Here is a 17,957-nt window from a genome sequence, read left to right on the forward strand (position 1 = left end):
GATAAGTTGACTCGATTTGTATTCGGCGATATTCATGGTCAATTTGATGGCTTAATGAAGTTAATTGACTTTATTAAGTACAGTCCTGCTGACAAATTGTTTTTTTTGGGCGACTTGATAGATCGCGGCGATCGCAGTGCTGATGTTGTCCAATGGGTAATAAGCAATAATCATATTTGCCTCAAGGGAAATCATGAGCAGATGTGTCTTGATGCCTTTAGCAGTAACGAAGAATCATTGATCTGGAAGGGATGGTTATTAAATGGTGGTTCTAAAACCCTAGAGAGTTATGGAGCAGCTAACCTGCCAGAGGCACATTTGAAGTGGATGCAACAATTGCCACTTTATATGGATCTGGGTGATGTATGGCTAGTCCATGCAGGATTAAATCCCAATTTACCACTCGAATTGCAGGGGGCGGCTGAGTTTTGTTGGATTCGCGAAGAATTTCATAGTGCTACTGAGCCTTTCTTTGAAGACAAAATTATTATTACTGGCCATACGATTACCTTTGTTTTCCCAGGCGTAAAACCAGGGAATTTAGTATTGGGCAAAGGCTGGTTAGATATTGATACTGGTGGTTATCATCCTAAAAGTGGCTGGTTATCTGCTCTAGATATCGATACAGCAACTGTCTATCAATGTAATACTTTTACCCATGAGTTAAGGGTAAATTCCCTATCCGATATTACGACTGTGATTGAGCCAATGCCAACCCGATCACAAAGACTGGAGATAGGCAAGACCAACGCCGCAAAGCGACGTTGGTCTTGGGTATAAGACAGAAAGGTTTCTTAGGGTGACAATAAAATCTGATATAAATCTGGGCGGCGATCGCGGAAAAATCCAAAGGATGCGCGATTAAGTCGGACTTGATCAAGATCAAAACTAGCTAAGATCACACCTTCTTCAGTGTCGTTTAACTCGGCTACTTTATCGCCGCGATGGTTAGCAATAAAGGAATGACCATAAAAAGTTTGATTTCCCTCTAAGCCGATTCGATTAGCCGCAGCTACAGGAATTACATTACTAACGGCATGACCAATCATTGCACGTTGCCAAGGATCTTTAGTATTTAGATTTGGCTCCTCTGGCTCGGAACCGATCGCCGTGGGGTATAGCAAAATTTCGGCTCCCATCAATACCATCGCTCTAGCACATTCAGGAAACCACTGATCCCAGCAAATGCCCACGCCAATTTTGCCAAAAGCCGTATCCCAAACTTTAAAGCCTGTGTCACCACCACGAAAATAAAACTTTTCTTCATAGCCAGGTCCATCGGGAATATGGCTTTTACGATAGACTCCCAATAATGAGCCATCAGCATCAACCATAGCAAGACTGTTGTAATAGACTTGTCCTGACTTCTCAAAAAATGAGACAGGTATAACCACATTTAGTTCTTGAGCTAGCTTTTGAAAATGGGCGATCGTCGGATGTTTATCTATAGGTTGCGCCCAATCAAAAAAGTAATCGCGCTCTTCCCGACAAAAGTATGATCCTTCAAATAATTCTGGTGGCAAAATTACCTGTGCGCCTTGATAGGCTGCTTTGCTCACTAAGTCAGATATTTTGGTGACATTAGTAGCTCTATCAGCATTGAGAGACGCTTGAATAACCGCGATCGTGACAGTTTTAGGGGATGACATCAGAATATTAGGATAGAAACGTTAAAATAGAGTTACATAGCTGTTGCACTAAACCCGAAAAAGCGTGAGGTGGCGACAGCTTTATCAATAGCCTAGCGCAGTCACGAAAAAATTCATGAAAAAACTTGTCATCTTATTGATTCAGTTTTATCGATTATTTATTTCACCGCTATTTCCACCAAGGTGTCGGTTTCAGCCAACCTGTTCGCAATATGCAGTGACTGCAATCGATCGCTTTGGTTTATTTAAAGGCAGTGGGCTGACTATTAAAAGAGTATGCAGTTGTCATCCTTGGAATATGGGCGGATACGATCCTGTACCAGAACTACTAGTGCATCAAGATAATCCAACATCATTGCCTTGATGCAGATTGACATAACAATAAATCTTGGACAATCGCCACAACATTATGCAAAGTAATATCGTTGCGTCCTAATAAAGTCCGTAAATCTAAAATTGCTTGTTCGTATTCTTGAGTAAAGCGATAAGCTGCGATCGGTTGCAACTCTGTATGAGGAATCTTCAGAACTTTCATGATACCAGTCCGCACATTGCCAATGAGTTCGCGAGAAAGCTCAGAAATAGCTTTTTGTCTTAAATGCTGAAATCCACGGACACTGGTAGCATACATAACTGGCAGTCGATTGAGTGCGTAGGCTGCCACCTCGCCTTTATTAAATTGCTGATCTAGGTCAGGAGGTGTGGCTTTCCCAATTATTAGAAACACAAGATGTTCTAATACATTTATTATTCCTAATTGAGCACCTAAAGTATAGGATTCCAAGGCTCTATATTCCATTTCTAAAGCATCCTTAGCTCGTTTATCGCTAGACCACGAACCTTCGGAGGTTTTTAGATGAGAATCCCAAGCTTTTTCCAATTCTAAGCGAAAGGCTTCTTGCTGCTTTTGAACTAGCTGCTTTTGCATAAACCGTTTTGAGCTAGAAAGTACCGCTCGATGCTGGTGATTTAAATGACTAACATCTTGTAATCGAGTTTCTTCAAGCCCTTGGATTACTGTTTGATCCTCTGAATTATTGATTTGGCTAAAGTGCGTACATTGTTCAGACATTTCTCTAACAATGATGGGGACATCACGCCATCGTAAATATCTTCGCTTGAGTAGTTGATTAAGTTGATGTAATACTCCTGCACTATTTAGGAATAAATGCTTAGGCAAAGGTGTAGAGTCATGTAATGGATCGCCAAATAAAATAGCCTTAATACCATGCGTGACCGTTTGAGAAATTTGAGGATAGAGTTCATTTAAAGCATAGTCATATTGATATTTCCAGCCAATCATTGACGTGGCAAATAAAGGTGGAAGTCGATTAAGTGTGTAGGCTACGACTTCTGCAACTTTGACTTTTGGTTGTATCTCTGGGCGTAGTTCTTCGATTTGAATTCTAACTTCTTTAACAATTATCTCTTCTAAGACATTGATAAATATATGCATAACGTTCTACTTACTTAGAATTCATACTAATTAGGGTCTTAGCACTTAGTAAACAACAAAGTTTTTAATTTTATTTTCTGGATTAATTGATATGATTATCGCTAAAAAAATCAATTATTATATTAATGATATTTTTGGTATTCCCCTCAGCCATAATATGTTATATATTTCATAAAATCTGCTGATTAGACTTCATTGTTAAGGTTTAATTTATCAAACAACTATTGATAAACTAACCGTACAAATCGCTTAACTTGTTTAGTAGAATAAGAGCTTAAAAAGTCAGGAAAGCCACAAAAAAGTAGAAAAATTATAAATATTTTGTATTTAATTAACGTGAATTCGATATCGCCATTTGGGGCGTGCGAAGCACGCCCCAAATGGCGAAAAATGGTAAGAATCGCTTAGCGATTCTTACCATTTTTCGCTTTCGTCGAACTGACGTTTAATTAGTTGGAAAATCAAACACTAAAAAGAGAAAGACGGCACATTGCGCCGTCTTTCTCTTTTTAGTGTAGTTAATTATTGAAAATGAGTGGCGGTGCTTTGTGCCGCTACTCGTCTTTGGGTTTTATATCCTATAACAATTACCAATCAAACGAAACACAAGAAACTTTTTGAAAGCGTTGCAAAGCAACGCTTTCAAAAAGTTTCTTGATTTGAGCGCAAAACGCTGTAAGAAAGCAGGGAGCAGATATAAAAAATAAGGAAGAGAGTCTTCGACTCCCTTCCTTATTTTTTACCCTAAACGATAGCCGAAGCCTCTGACAGTCACAATATGCTTAGGATCACTAGGATCAACTTCAATTTTTTCGCGTAACCAACGAATATGTACATCAACAGTTTTGCTATCACCCACAAAGTCCACTCCCCAGACTTTTTCTAGTAGTTGCTCTCGTGACCATACTCGACGCGGATGGCTCATAAATAGATCAAGCAATCGAAATTCTTTGGGAGAAAGATTGATTTCCGTTTCGTTGATCGTAACCCGACACTCATCGGGATACATGGTGATATCACCAAACTTATAAACCGTAGCATTAGTTGCCACAAAATCACGACGGCTACGACGCAGCAAAGCTCGGCAGCGTGCAACAAGTTCTCGCATTCCAAAAGGTTTACTGAGGTAATCATCGGCTCCTACTTCTAAGCCAACAATCCGATCAGATTCATTACCCCTAGCACTAATCATCAATACAGGAACATTATTACCTTCGTGACGCAAAATACGGCAAAAATCTAGTCCATTTATCGATGGCAACATTACATCTAAGATTACTAAGTCTAGTCTTGCAGCAGCTTTAGCAATTTGCAAAGCACTATAACCATCTTCAGCCAGTAAAACGCTGTACCCTTCTTCACGCAAAGATAGTGCGATCGCCTCTTGAATAATCGCTTCGTCCTCCACCACTAAGACACAACCGACAGTATTTTTAGGAGTCGAGGGAGCTTGTTCTGTTAAGAGCATAAAAAAGTTTTATTAGGTTGGTCTAACCGTATCCAATTTTACATTGATTACAAGCTAATTATGTAGGCAGGTTTGAATTTTGTTGTCCTGTAGGTACAATAAAATTCAAATTTATTATGTCAGTGAGAAATTAGGAATCAAGGATTTTGCCATATTTCTTAGGGTTTGATTAAGCGATCGCGCAATCTGGATATGAGGTTCATCGGATTCAATCGGCAAAATCTGAGTCATGTTGCCATGACTAAATTGTTGAATGACTAGATTTGCTGCTTCTAAACCAGTGACATAGGCTTTTTCCTGTGACCATGAGCCGTGATTGGTAATTACCCAGTCACCACTCATATATAAATTTGGGAAACTGGTAATGGCTCTAAGCAAATGCTGATAACTGCCTGGAGCAAAATGGGTCACCGCACGAGGCAACCGAATTACACTGCTATCGACAACTTTAGCCGTCTCAAATTCTGGTAAACAAGAAGCAAGATATTTCTGAACGATCGCCACAATTTCTTGATTATCGAGGGGCAAGAATTGATTAGCATGATAAAAATCGACTTCGATCACGGAGCCAGTTTCGTCAGTATATTCATCATGGAGCGCATTGAGATCAAAAAATGTCCAGCCTGTAGTCACATCAAAGCCAAAGCAGGCATTAGATGGACGGGGAATCTTGATTTTGCGATCGAACCATAGCCTTACCGCCAATACATCGATCGCACCTAAGTTCATCAAGTTACGGAATTCCCTACGTTTTTGCAAAGCAGGGCTACTAGAGACAATTTTCTGCATTCCCGAAATGCCTACGGAAAAGATTACCGCATCGGCTTCAAAGCTTTCATTGCCACAAATTACCCCTGTAACTTTGCCAGAATGATCAACTTGGACATCACTGACGCGGCGATTAGTGAGGATTTTGCCGCCAAGCTCTTTAATGCGATCGCACCAAGGTTTAAAGATTTTTTCGCCTACAGTGCCGCGACACCAAACCACATCAAAATCTGCTTGATGCGCCAAGATAAAGTAATACAGCATTCCCAAAGCCGCCGCCGCCGAGCATTGCTCCCCAGGAGCAAATAAACCAACTAACAGCATTGGCTCGAAGGATTCGCGATAAAGCCGTTCCGATACGCCATACTGACGGAATAGTTCGCGGGCAGTGATACCGTCGTAACGCTTCCATGCGTCGTCAGAGTTATCAAAATCGACGACAGCATACATTAGAGGTAATGCTGAGAGGCGATCGCTTAATGGCAATCTCTTAAACTGCGTATAGGCAAATGTGCCAAGGGGTGAAGGTAAGCGTGGCAAGTCTTGAAAAATTGGTGATTCAACTTCTAAACCTGCGGGTGAATATTGCGCTGATCGCGTCCAAGGAGTGAAAGGCTCAAGATCTAATTCTTTGACTAGGGAGAAAATATTACGGTAGGGATACCAAAATCCATGAATTCCCGCTTCGACTGATCGTCCCTTTTCTGTTTTCCATCCTGCAACCAATCCTCCAGTTTGTGATCCCGCCTCTAATAAGGTTACGTCATAGCCTTGTTTGGTGAGTTGATAGGTTGCGCCCAATCCAGCCCAACCTGCACCAACGACGATTACTTTTGGTCTTTCGGTCATTTATTTTTTTAAGTTTTGTTGCTGTTGTGTGCAGGCAAGGGGCTCAAGCCCCTTGTTCCTGAGTTCTGAAATGTTTTTCATAGTCTCTTGCTAATCTTAAAGCCGTGGGAGTCAGTTCCACAGGTATGCATCAATCCGTGAGATTCAGCAAGATGGCGAATTTCTTCAGTCTGGCGCGGACTTGGTTTCCAAGGATCGCTATTGTCATAGCCATAATAAGTCTCTACACCATCAATTCCTAGGGCGGCGGCCGCTGGGATCAAGTCTTCAGGCGATCGCCGATATCGTGCAGGATGCGCTAATACTGCTAAACCTCCAGCCAAGTGCATTGCCTTAATCACACTAATTGCTTGATAGTCTAAACCTGCGGTAGTTTTACCCTGCAAATAGGGAAGCATCGCCTTATGTTCGGGATCAAATCCATAGCCCAGAATATGCACTTCTGTAAAAATTAGGCTGGCATTTACCTCAATGCCCGACCAAAGTGTTGGCAAAGACTGGGGATCGCTAGATTGACTGATTGAGCGATCAAGATACTTTTTGGCAATGTAGTATCCTGCGATCGCATGGTGATCGGTAATAGCAAGATCAGAGACACGTAAGGCGATCGCCTGCTGAATTAGGTCTACTGGCTGCATTTTGCCGTCAGAATGCACTGTATGTAAATGAAAATTTAACCTGTGCGGACAACTCATGGCATCAACGGATGCAAAGATTTTTCGCAGCCTCTTAGTTGCGCTCGACTCTGATATCAACAGGGGAGTTTGAATCACCATGGCAAATCTCTACATAAGCAAATCTTTAACAATTCTTAATTTCTTAATCACAATTTTACCCAGATCAGGGCGAGCATCTTAACTTTATTGAAATAAATTCTCAAACTGAGGTAATTGGCGAGCCAATTACATTTACCTGCGAGTGCCTCAATCATTACTATCGGGAAAGTTAGTAAGACTCAAGCAGCAGGTAAATTCAATAAGTTTTAGAAAACATTAGGTTCACGAATACAACCTAAATAGCACACGTATCTACAGCAAATTAGGGTAATTGATCATACTGAACTTGCTCGATCGCATTGCGGTCAAGATTTTGTCCAGAGGTCTCGTAATAACTGGATAATAATTGGCGAGTTTCGACTTTCCCTAAATTCGACTCAATTTCGGCAGTGATTGCAACGCATTCATTGCCAGATATATCAATCGCTCGCTCAACGATTTTGCCATCTTTCCCGATTAAGTACTCGATCCGTTGATACTGCGACATAATCTATATAATTTTCTCAACAATAACAATTACTAACATTCTAGCGTCTCTATATCAAAAATTGCAAAATGAAAAGTCACGCTTTTCATTTTACCCAAAAGCAGGATAGCGGCACGAAGTGCCGCTATCCTGCTTTTGGGTAAATTTTTGCTTTCGTCGAGATGCACCACTAATTCTTGGGTAAGGGGTAGTCAAATAACTAACTGACCAAGAGATTTTAAAATTTGTAGTACCTCGTATAACTGATTTTCTGACTCAGACAGGGAAAAAACTTTGGATAGGGTATAAATTGGTTCAGCTTCAGAATCTAGTTTGATAAAGCGAAATTCGCGTCCATTAGTAATCAATCCAAATCTTGTTTTGGTGGCGTTAGGGCTAGAAATCATATAAGTCAAAGCCTGCGGCAAAGCCACCATCACATCATATTGAATGCTTTTAGCTTCGATTACCAATATCCAGATTGATTGTTGTAGCACTAAGACATCAATCTGCCCTCGTACCACTTCCACTCCATCCTGAGACACTAACTCAATCGATTCTTCTAGGGTCGTATAAAAAGGTGGATCATAAAAACCTGCAAGGGAAAGCAATGGTGACAAGGTAACCATCTTGACGGTTACTTCTAGCAGTGGTCGATCCGCAAGATAAAGATATTGTTGCCTTGTGCGATCTAGTTGTTGTTTCTCAAATTCACTAAGCGGGGGAGCCGAAACTAATAAATCAGTAAAAAATGTATCGTTTCTATCTTGATGTAAGTGAAATTTATTTTTGACATCATATAAGCTGAGCTTTGAAGCCTGTAAGGTTTGAACCATAGCTTTTCTCCTGTTTCCATAATATTAATTATCTATCAGTTTCTAAAGCCTTACTAACTGATGTGCCATCCATCGCAGTACCAAAATACCAGAGGGAGGCTGCTGCTTCAGCGCGGGTAACTGGCTTCTGCGGTTGTAATAAGGTTGTAAAGCCAAAGCTGCGGCGAATGTTCGAGAGATCGCGCAGTTGAGCATCGGCAAAAATTGCACTCAAAGCATTTTCACTAATACGATCGCTATCTTTAAATCCCCATGATTGGCTAACCGACTCTAAGGTAGCACTGGGTAGTGGTTGTCTTAGATCGAGGGGAATTTTCCATTGCACAAGCTCTTCCCTTAGTAACGGATCATTAGGACGAAAGCTACCTGAGCCGCCGATTAATCCTGCATTAGCTAAGCCTTGAATGATGCCAAAATCAGGATGATTATTAGGAATATCCGTAAAACTAGCGCTATCAGTTGGTTGTGCCAGACGAATTTGGCGGCTAGGCTGATTTTTATAGAGGCGATTATTGGTTTCTAATAACCATCTGGCATATTCACGACGAGCTACTAAAATATTTGGCTTAAATTGTTGTCCAGTTTTGGGGGTGATTGTTCCTAATTGATTTAAGTCTTTAATCCAATTCTTAAGTGAAGCAGGTGCTGTGTCTAGATCACTAAATTCACCAGATTGCATTTGGGAATTAGAAAAGTTTATAAAAAATAGTTCTTTGAGCGAGTTTTTGTCTGGGGTTGTTTTTTTCAGTAAAGACTGTAGAGAGATCGCCTTCATTGCACTAGACCAGCGATCGCTACTAGTAGGAGAATTAATTGGCTTTGTTGCAGGTTTTGTTTCGGATTTTGCAGTTAGGGATGGACTGGGTGATGTGGCGATCAGTGTTGGTGGATTGGGATTTTCGGCGATCACCTCAGAAGATGATGGACTAGCAGGAGCGATCGCATTTTCCAAAGAACTGCCAATATTTGAACCTTGGCAAGCCGTGAGGAAATAAGTGGTAAGACCGAACAGCAAAAATTTGCAAGTTTTAGCAGTTAACCGAGATTTGAACTTCATCAAAATTCCACACCAATATCATCAGGAAAACTCAAGTCAAGCAACTGCTCAAGGCTATAAGGACATTCATTGGGCAAGATACTTTTCTTGATTGGGGTTTCCGCCAAAATTAGCGCTAATCCTAAGCGATATCCCTTAAGCAGGGCTCTATCTAAGTAAGATTTTAAACTAGGGTTATCTGCTAACAGATCTTGAATTTCTTCTCTTTGCAACTGAACTGTGACCTGCCAACTGCGAAATCTCTTTGTGGGTTGATACTGCCATTTCAAAAGATGTCCAATCAATACACCCAATCGATTCGATAATTCTTGCTGCTTTTGCTTACCCAAAGCCCCTATTTCCTCAACCAAATTCAACAAATCCAATCTATCTAAATGCCCTAAGGACAGAAGCTTGGACTGCTCCAATGTCCAGCCATAAAAATCTGTCTCGTATAATCCTGTATTCATAGCATTTCTCTATTTGTATTTTTAGTGGCGATTAAGATGGCAGGATTTTAGAGGTAAGGATGGGCGGCGCGGAGCGCCGCCCATCCTTACCTCTAGATTATGTTAGTTCAAGAAGCATTGCCATCTATCTCAACAAGATTGGTGGTAGGTGGCAACAGAGGCACTATTGGTAATGCACAAGCAATTTCAGGACGGAAATTCGCATAGCGGCTACGACGCACCGCAATAATTTCTGTCTGGATATCTTGAGTACTTTCACCCAGACATAGTAGTAGATGTGTAGTTAATTCCAAACTTGTCTCAAAGGTGGGATGCACTACTTCCTTCGCACCAAGTTGATAAAGAGTATCAATATCAGCATCTTTTTCGGCTCTGACTACAATATCAATTTCTGGAGAAATAGATATTGCTCTCTGCACAGCTAGTCTCGTAGCGATCGGGTCAGAAATAGCAATCAACATTGATCGCGCATGATCGATTTCTGCTTTTTCGAGAACGAATGGACTAGCGCAATTGCCGTATAGATAGGGAATATTTCGCGATCGCAGAATTTCCACCTTAGATTCTGCATCTTCAATTACCAGTACAGGATAGCCCTTAGACTGCAACAAAGTGACAATGCCCTGTCCAATCCGACCATAACCACAAACTACCACATGATCATGGAGTTCCGCATTTGCCGCAAGTTCTTGGGGCATATCCAACTTATTCATCCAAGCTTGGAGAAATGGCACTTTTTCTAGCAATTCTAAGATTTGTGGTGTTGCCTTGAGCAAGAATGGCGTAACCATTAAAGTTACGGCAGTTGTTCCTAAAATTAGTAGATATACCCGACGCGATACTAAGCCTAATTTCTGTCCTTCACTAGCTAGTACAAACGAAAATTCTCCAATTTGGGCTAAGCCTAATCCCGCAAAAATGGCAACTCGCAATGGATAGCGGAAAATACTTACTAAAGGTACGACGATTAAAAACTTGCCGATCATCACGATCGCCACAAGACTGAGAATTAATTCCCAGTTTTGGAGCAGAAATACAGGATCAATCAGCATCCCGATCGCTGCAAAAAATAAAGTCGCAAACACATCTCGCAGTGGTTCAACATAGGTGAGTGCTTGATCGGCATATTCCACCTCAGAAATCATCAAACCTGCGACGAATGCACCCATCTCGATTGATAAGCCCAACTGCTCAGTCAAAAGCGCAATCCCTAAACACAGCACGATCACGCTGAGCAAAAATAATTCGCGGCTCTCAGTACCTGCTACCCAGCGTAAAAACGGTGGAATCACCCAAATCCCTACGGCGATCGCGCCACCTGCAAATAAAGCTGTCACCGACAAAGCTTTGATTACTTCGATCCCCACTGACTCAGGATGATCCAGTGCGGGCAACACCGCCAGCATCAAACCTAATGCTAAATCTTGGATGATCAACATCCCCAGTGTTACCTGTCCCTGTGCGGACTCAGTGGCATTAGTTTCCATTAAACTTCGTAGCACCACTGCCGTTGATGACAGCGACAAAATCCCGCCGAGGAAAATCCCTTGGGTTGGGGTATCCACCCATCCTACAAATACTGATACGGCTGTAGTGAGAGCGATCGTCAGCAAAACTTGTAAACTACCACCACCGAGGGCGATCGCTCTCACCTTATTTAATTGCTTCAGCGAAAACTCAACGCCAAGGGCAAATAGCAGAAAGGCAACCCCAAACTGGGCAAGAGTTTCAACCTGAATCAATTCTTTGATCAGCCCTAAACCAGTTGGACCAACAACAATGCCGCCAAAGATGTAGCCCAACAAAACTGGTAATCGCAGAGCCGCCGCCAGTAATCCGCCAAACGAGGCTGCTGCAAGAACAGTTACTAAATCAACAATTAACCGAAAATCTTCTTGCACAGAAACCAACTAAAGAACGTTGCCACCTATACTTTAGCTTGGATTTTGCTAAACCCAAAAGAGAGTTCGGTGTGGAGCGCCGAACTCTCTTTTAGATAAACTGGCAAGTGTCATCATCGCTGCTGCGGAAGAGTAAACTTGGTTGGGTAAAGTCAGTATCATCGGATTGGGATAGGTTACCTTCCGCAGGATGAAACATTGATTTAGCCTCAATCTGGTCATATAAAGTCTTGACTGCCTGAAGAATATAACTGGCCGACTGATCGTAAGCACTGGGTTCGCTTAGCGATCGCGCTGTTTGCCAGATCAATTTTTCGACTTTCTCATAGGATGAATAGGCATAAAATAATTGACGTATCAATCCATCAAGCCCATGAGTTCTCAACTCATGCCAATTATCACGATCAGGATCAAAGGGATAGTACAGCACAGAAAAAAGTAAAATCTTTGCCCGCATAGAACTTGTAAATCGCATCAGTTCCAATCGCAAGTCAAATAGATCAACTGCAATTTGCGGATCAAAGGGGATTTTACTGAGGCTTTGATGATTGTAATGATCGGGTTGATTGATCGTGGGTACGGGTGGAGCGATTGCAGGACTGACTGATGCCAAATTATCTTCATAACTGCGATCGGGATAAAGAGGCTCTAACTTGCTGAGTAGCAAATTGCCGATCACAGCATATTCCGAAGGTTTGGACACTCTCTGCACTGACTCATGGAGTAAAGCCGTCAATTGCCCAAAAGTAGGCATAAATGATACTAACTCCCTCAAAAGGCTTGCCCAATCAATGCTATTCAGTTGACGTAAATCACTTTCCCAAACATCTTGATAAGTATAAAACAAGAGCTTTTTTAGCCGCATTTGCTGAGCATCTGTATCAATACTATGGGCTACCCATGCATAAATATCAGATTCATCGCTGAGATATGGATCTAGTAATTCATCTTCAGTAAAGCTGAACTCTTGTTCTGATGAGGCTTCCGCAATAAGTGAGTTACTGAGAGGTTCTTTTATGAAGCTATTTTGAGAAGAATCAAGCGGAGCAATCAGTTGTGCTGAACCAGCATTAATTACTAGATGATTTACTGAGTAAGCAGGAGTTTGACTAGCTGTTTGAGGATTTCGTTTAAATTGAGAAGAACTTATGGGTTCGGCAATTACTGATGCTGGTATTTGTTGATAAAGTTTAGAGGCTGCATTAAAAACTATTTTGGCAACAATCAAGTATTGACGCTGTTTTTGGACAGCGATCGTCTTCACAGATTTTACTAAGTTCTCCTTTAGGGCTTCAATATTTGGATATTGTTGATACAAGTCTTCCAGTAGTTCCACAAAACTAAAATTATTGAGACGAGTGAGATCATTTTCCAAAATACCAGTACATACCAGACATACTAGCTTCTTAGCCCTTACAGGGTCTTCGCTCATTTCAAGGTCATCTGATACTTCCTCAATCAGCTTTTCCAGAGGACTCTTATTAGTTTTTTCAGGAGGATGAGGAACTGGTGGTAATTCAGAAAGACTTAGTGGTATAGCTTCGCTAAAAATAGTCTGGGCTTGGGACTGCATTAGTAACGGTTGTAGTGCTTCCAATACATCATTTGCTGATTGATAGCGTTGGCGAAAATCAAATCGCACCATTTTATCAATTACATCTGCCAATGTAGGCGTGACTTTGGCGCGATCGCGCCAGCAAAACTCACTAGTACTGGGATCTTCAGGAATCTGATTAGGCAATACTCCCGTTAGGGCTTGGATAGCTATCACCCCGATCGCGTAGATGTCACTAGCAAACATAGTTTTGCCACTATATTGCTCATTGGGCATATATCCAGGAGAGCCAATTACCAAGCTAGAAGTATGTCCGAGTTGACTAATTGGCTGAGTGCTAACTTCTTTAACTGCACCAAAATCAATTAAGACAATTTTTTTGTCACTAGCTCGACGAATCAGATTACTGGGTTTAATGTCACGATGAATTACCTGTTGACGATGGACAAAGTCGAGGGTTGGCAAAATATCAGTGAGAAAATCAATCGTATACTGCTCTCCCAAACATTGACCACGCTTAATTTCTTGCGTCAACACATCGCCTTCAATCAATTCTTGAGCGAGAAAAAATTCTTCATCCTCTTCAAAGTGCGCTAATAAACTGGGGATACATTCATGCCGTCCCAATTTATAAAGTACTTTTGCTTCTTTATCGAATAGTTCACGGGAGATTTTTAAAATTTCTGCTTGTGATGACGCAGGCTTAAGCTGCTTGATCACACAGGTAGGGCGATCGGGCAGATATCCATCTTCTGCAATAAAGGTTTGGCTAAAGCCGCCGCCGCCAAGTTGTTTGACGATTTTGTAGCGCCCAGTCAAGGTTTTACCGAGCATAATCATTTCAGTCACTGCTAGTGTCAATATTTTTGCATTTCCTTAACGTCCTAGCAAGTTAATTTTCGTCTTCTCGCCAAATAGGCAATGAAGAGCAGCGCAAAGCGCTGCTCTTCATTGCCTATTTTTTTGAAAGTGTTGCGAAGCGACACTTTCAAAAAATAAATGAGAAGGGGAGTCATTTTGAAAAAGGGCTTGGAGACCAAGCCCCTACCTATACAAAGATGTAGGGGCTTGGTCTCCAAGCCCAAATTCCTGCTTCCACGTAACATCAGTTAAGTAATTGCTGAAAATCTTTGAGGAGAGAGTGCGGCAATGATCTCATCAGATTTGCCCTTCGCATGTTCTACAAACCTTTTCGATAGAGTCGGTACATAAACAGTGGGACTAGTGAATCCAGTGAATAGGTGGAGGTTTTCGCATTCCTTTAATGGACCAACTAGCGGTAAATTGTCACTACTAAAAGCTACTAGACAATTTCGCCATTTGCCCTTTAATTCGCCAATTTTGGGCAGAACTTTACTGACATAAGCGCGAATAGCCAATTCACTTTCGATAGGATCGATCGCTGCGTAAGGATCAGTTAAAACACGGCTAAGTTGACCAAATCTGATGCGGCGATCACAATACTGAATCGCTCCAGCATCAATCGAAGGAGGTAATAGCTCATGCCCAGCCACATCCCAAATCGCATCTTGCTCAATGTCCTTGGTTGCACCTTCTAGTTCATAACGTTTAGTATCCGCAGGCATTACCATTGATCGCAATTCGATGTCAACGGGTTCTGTATCGATCGCTTCGGCATGGGTGTAATAGATTCTGGCATGAAGTCCTGATGCTTTAAGTAGAGAGCGAGACAAGCCTCCTGCACAAACAGCTACCCGTTCACTGCGAAATTCTCCCTGTTCTGTAGTTACACCTGCGACGCGATCGCCTTCGAGTAATATTTGATTGACTTTGGTGTAAATAATTTCGCCGCCCAATTTTTGGATCGCTTGCTGATGAGCTTTAACAAAACAATTTAAGTTGATATGAGCATGGGGCAGCAGTAAAGCTCCACCAATTCCATTCACATTTAATTGTGGTTCGCGATCGCAAGCTTCTTGAGCGTTGAGCAAAGTCGGGAAAATCATGCAATTAGCATATTGCGCGAGAATAGCTTCTGGATCTGCGTCAGGTTCGAGAGTCAATAGCAAATCAATCTCACGAAACTCTGTATCCATGCCCAGTTCTTGGGAAAGTTCTCGTTGTCTAGTAATTCCCTCTTGGCAAAGTTGTTGCGTGAGAGGCGTTGAACCAGACCAGTATGAGATGCCCCCATAGCCAAGACTACTACCCCCCTGAAGTTGTTGATGCTGCTCAATTAGCAATACCGAAAAGCCAGACTTTTGCAGTTCATAGCTCAGTGATATACCTGTGATCCCTCCACCAATTACAATCCAATCATGCATGGGTTTCTATCTCTTGAAGTTCGATTTCTGTCAATATATTCTCTCCAGCACCTTGGTGCTGGGTTTTTACCCATTTTAACCGCTTCGGAAGAACACACATTCTTAGGGTGACACTGGCAATTACAGGAATCCAATGCAGCATATAAATCATTCCAGAAACTGTTTTCCAGATTGCTGATTGCCATGGCAATTGATAGGCGCGTTTCAGTCCAAAAGCCATAGTTACTGAGCTTAAAGCAAGGGAGAAGCCCGCGATCGCAGGCAGCATCGGGTTATGTCTTAATACAATCGCGGCGATCGTGTCGGGAATAAAAGCAACGGTTAGTAAATATTGATTGATATAAAACAGTGAAGCATCGAAGGTTTTCAAGAATCCCATGCGCCCACTTAGTAACAGATTTCCATAGTCAAGATAGCGCTGGAAGCCCCCCTCAGCCCAGCGATTGCGCTGATGCCATAGCTGTTTTGCCGTAACTACACCTTCTTCCTGTACCGCAGGGAAATTTAGACAGGCAATATCCCATTGACACAAATGTAGTCGAATCGTGAGGTCAAGATCATCCGTAATAGTCTGCTCATTCCACCCGCCGCAGTCTTTGAGTGCGGCAAGGCGCACAAATTGTCCATTGCCGCGCAATTCCCCTACACCACCAACCCGAATCCGTAAATCTTGCAAACACCAATCCAGAGCCATTTCGGCTGACTGTCCTGATGTCCACCAGTTCTCAGAGGCATTGGCGATCGCCTTGCGTAACTGGACAGCACCAATTTTGGGTTGTTGGAATACTGGCACAAGCGATCGCAATACATGCGCAGGTACTTGAGCATCAGCATCAAACACACCAATAAGATCGCCCTTAGTTAAACTTAAAACTTGATTTAAAGCCCCCGACTTGCCACCTTGAGCTTCATTGCCACGTCGCAGGGTCTTGAGTTGTGGATATTTCTGCTTAAGTAAGTCTAAAACTTCAGGCGTGCGATCGCTGCTATTGTCATCAACAATCCACACCTCAAAGCGATCGCTGGGATAATCAATCTGACACAAATTTTTAACTAAGTTACCAATTACGGCTTCTTCATTTTTTGCCGATGCTAATAATGAGAAAAACGGTAAATCTTGATCAGAAGTTGGCTCTGAAAAACTTGCTAAATCATTTTTAGCATTAGTTCCTGAAACAATTGGCGGTAATGGCGGCGCAAATATTAACCGCAAAGCCTGAATACTAAATAACCCTATCAGCACCCATTGACTCCAAGGGGCAAGATGCAAACCAATTGTCAATGCATAGACAATTGCCATCACAATGATCGTTTTCAGCCTGCGGCGATCGCCTCCTGTCTGAAGGCTGCTACGAAAGTCCGTCTCGTGCATTTGGGGTTTTAATATATTGCGAAATGTTTAGCTTGAATATATTTAGGATACAGCTTTTGATCATTGGTTTTTAGCTATTCTCAGAACCAATTTCAACTAGGATAGACGGCACAAAGTGCCGTCTATCCTAGTTGAAATTGTGATTTTTTGTAACTTAAGCTACTTTACATTGCCAGAAATCCAGTGTAGACAATCATTTGCGATAAGAAGCTAAGATGGTAAAAGTCAAGTCAAAATCACAACTCATAATTTAATGTTCGGCTTTCTTAAACGTAAATTTCGTAAAAAAATCGCGCGTATTGAAATCACGGGGGCGATCGGTTCTAGTACAAGGAATCGCGTTCTTGAAGCTCTTGAATTTGTGGAGGAGCAGAAATTTCCTGCGCTATTACTTCGCATTGACAGTCCTGGGGGAACCGTTGGCGACTCTCAAGAAATATATGCCGCTCTCAAGAAACTGCGCGAAAAAGTAAAAGTAGTTGCTAGTTTTGGCAATATTTCCGCTAGTGGCGGCGTATATATTGGTGTTGGGGCAGATTATATTATTTCCAATGCTGGCACGATTACAGGTAGCATCGGCGTAATTTTGCGGGGGAACAATATCGAAAAATTACTCGATAAAATTGGCGTTTCCTTTAAAGTAATCAAATCTGGTGCTTACAAAGATATTCTCTCCTTCGATCGCGAAATCACACCCGAAGAAAGAGTGATTTTGCAATCATTAATCGACAGCAGCTACAACCAGTTTGTGGAAACCGTAGCCGAAGGTCGTAAACTTAGCCCCGCTACGGTGCGATCGTTCGCTGATGGTCGAGTATTTACAGGTGAGCAAGCTGTCGAGCTAGGTTTGGTTGATCGCATTGGCACTGAAGAAGATGCAAGGTGCTATGCTGCCGAATTAGTGGGACTTGATCCCAAAACCACTAAAGTCTTTACAATTAAGCCACCAAAATCCTTTGCCAGTAAATTCTTACCTAGTGGATCAGACAGTGCGATCGCGCGTCTTCAATTTGAAGCAGAAACCAGTGGAATGCCTCTCTGGATGTGGCAATAGCAAACAAGAAGCCACT

The 17,957-nt window shown here is 42.0% G+C and carries 16 protein-coding genes; 3 read left to right on the forward strand and 13 right to left on the reverse strand.

Going from position 1 to position 17,957, the window contains the following annotated elements:
• Positions 1–6: 6 nt before the first annotated feature.
• On the forward strand, positions 7–780 hold the full coding sequence (locus ABM313_RS03615) for a metallophosphoesterase family protein (protein WP_434686337.1): 774 nt from the start codon (positions 7–9) through the stop codon (positions 778–780).
• 14 nt (positions 781–794) lie between these two features.
• Here the strand turns inward: ABM313_RS03615 and aguB are convergent, their stop codons facing one another.
• Complete coding sequence (aguB, locus tag ABM313_RS03620; RefSeq protein ID WP_434686338.1) at positions 795–1,649, reverse strand: N-carbamoylputrescine amidase; 855 nt, start codon at positions 1,647–1,649, stop codon at positions 795–797.
• 115 nt (positions 1,650–1,764) lie between these two features.
• Here aguB and yidD point away from each other — a divergent pair, with 115 nt between their 5' ends.
• Complete coding sequence (gene yidD / locus ABM313_RS03625; protein ID WP_434686339.1) at positions 1,765–2,013, forward strand: membrane protein insertion efficiency factor YidD; 249 nt, start codon at positions 1,765–1,767, stop codon at positions 2,011–2,013.
• On the opposite strand, the gene ABM313_RS03630 is transcribed toward yidD, so the two are convergent.
• From ABM313_RS03630 to ABM313_RS03685, 12 genes are all read right to left on the reverse strand, one after another.
• Positions 2,002–3,105, reverse strand: a complete 1,104-nt coding sequence (locus tag ABM313_RS03630) for a late competence development ComFB family protein (protein WP_434686340.1) — start codon at positions 3,103–3,105, stop codon at positions 2,002–2,004. The genes yidD and ABM313_RS03630 overlap by 12 nt on opposite strands.
• Positions 3,106–3,844: 739 nt before the next feature.
• Positions 3,845–4,573: a winged helix-turn-helix domain-containing protein gene (locus ABM313_RS03635; RefSeq protein ID WP_434686341.1), complete on the reverse strand. Its 729-nt coding sequence runs from the start codon at positions 4,571–4,573 to the stop codon at positions 3,845–3,847.
• Positions 4,574–4,687: 114 nt separating this feature from the next.
• Entirely contained in the window at positions 4,688–6,190 is a 1,503-nt protein-coding gene (locus ABM313_RS03640; protein WP_434686342.1) for a hydroxysqualene dehydroxylase, read from the reverse strand.
• 77 nt (positions 6,191–6,267) lie between these two features.
• The gene (locus ABM313_RS03645; RefSeq protein WP_434686343.1) at positions 6,268–6,966 is read right to left on the reverse strand and encodes a PHP domain-containing protein; all 699 of its coding nucleotides are present in this window, start codon (positions 6,964–6,966) and stop codon (positions 6,268–6,270) included.
• Between the two features lie 262 nt (positions 6,967–7,228).
• Complete coding sequence (locus tag ABM313_RS03650; protein WP_434686344.1) at positions 7,229–7,453, reverse strand: DUF2997 domain-containing protein; 225 nt, start codon at positions 7,451–7,453, stop codon at positions 7,229–7,231.
• 191 nt (positions 7,454–7,644) lie between these two features.
• Entirely contained in the window at positions 7,645–8,268 is a 624-nt protein-coding gene (locus ABM313_RS03655) for a type I restriction endonuclease (RefSeq protein ID WP_434686345.1), read from the reverse strand.
• A gap of 28 nt (positions 8,269–8,296) precedes the next feature.
• On the reverse strand, positions 8,297–9,325 hold the full coding sequence (locus ABM313_RS03660) for an S-layer homology domain-containing protein (protein ID WP_434686346.1): 1,029 nt from the start codon (positions 9,323–9,325) through the stop codon (positions 8,297–8,299).
• The gene (locus ABM313_RS03665) at positions 9,325–9,774 is read right to left on the reverse strand and encodes a DUF29 domain-containing protein (RefSeq protein ID WP_434686347.1); all 450 of its coding nucleotides are present in this window, start codon (positions 9,772–9,774) and stop codon (positions 9,325–9,327) included. Before ABM313_RS03665 ends, ABM313_RS03660 begins: the two co-directional genes overlap by 1 nt.
• Positions 9,775–9,881: 107 nt before the next feature.
• Positions 9,882–11,675: a cation:proton antiporter gene (locus ABM313_RS03670; protein ID WP_434686348.1), complete on the reverse strand. Its 1,794-nt coding sequence runs from the start codon at positions 11,673–11,675 to the stop codon at positions 9,882–9,884.
• A 91-nt stretch (positions 11,676–11,766) separates the two neighbouring features.
• A complete protein-coding gene (locus ABM313_RS03675) occupies positions 11,767–14,070 on the reverse strand; it encodes a protein kinase domain-containing protein (protein ID WP_434688351.1) in 2,304 nt (767 codons plus the stop codon).
• A 269-nt stretch (positions 14,071–14,339) separates the two neighbouring features.
• The gene (locus tag ABM313_RS03680; protein ID WP_434686349.1) at positions 14,340–15,515 is read right to left on the reverse strand and encodes an NAD(P)/FAD-dependent oxidoreductase; all 1,176 of its coding nucleotides are present in this window, start codon (positions 15,513–15,515) and stop codon (positions 14,340–14,342) included.
• Positions 15,508–16,887: a glycosyltransferase gene (locus tag ABM313_RS03685; RefSeq protein ID WP_434686350.1), complete on the reverse strand. Its 1,380-nt coding sequence runs from the start codon at positions 16,885–16,887 to the stop codon at positions 15,508–15,510. Before ABM313_RS03685 ends, ABM313_RS03680 begins: the two co-directional genes overlap by 8 nt.
• 253 nt (positions 16,888–17,140) lie before the next feature.
• Here ABM313_RS03685 and sppA point away from each other — a divergent pair, with 253 nt between their 5' ends.
• Positions 17,141–17,941, forward strand: coding sequence for a signal peptide peptidase SppA (gene sppA, locus ABM313_RS03690; RefSeq protein ID WP_434686351.1), 801 nt, complete (start codon positions 17,141–17,143; stop codon positions 17,939–17,941).
• Positions 17,942–17,957 lie beyond the last annotated feature (16 nt).

It is taken from the genome of Pseudanabaena minima str. Chao 2107 (assembly GCF_051131155.1).
Taxonomy (GTDB): Bacteria; Cyanobacteriota; Cyanobacteriia; order Pseudanabaenales; family Pseudanabaenaceae; genus Pseudanabaena; species Pseudanabaena minima.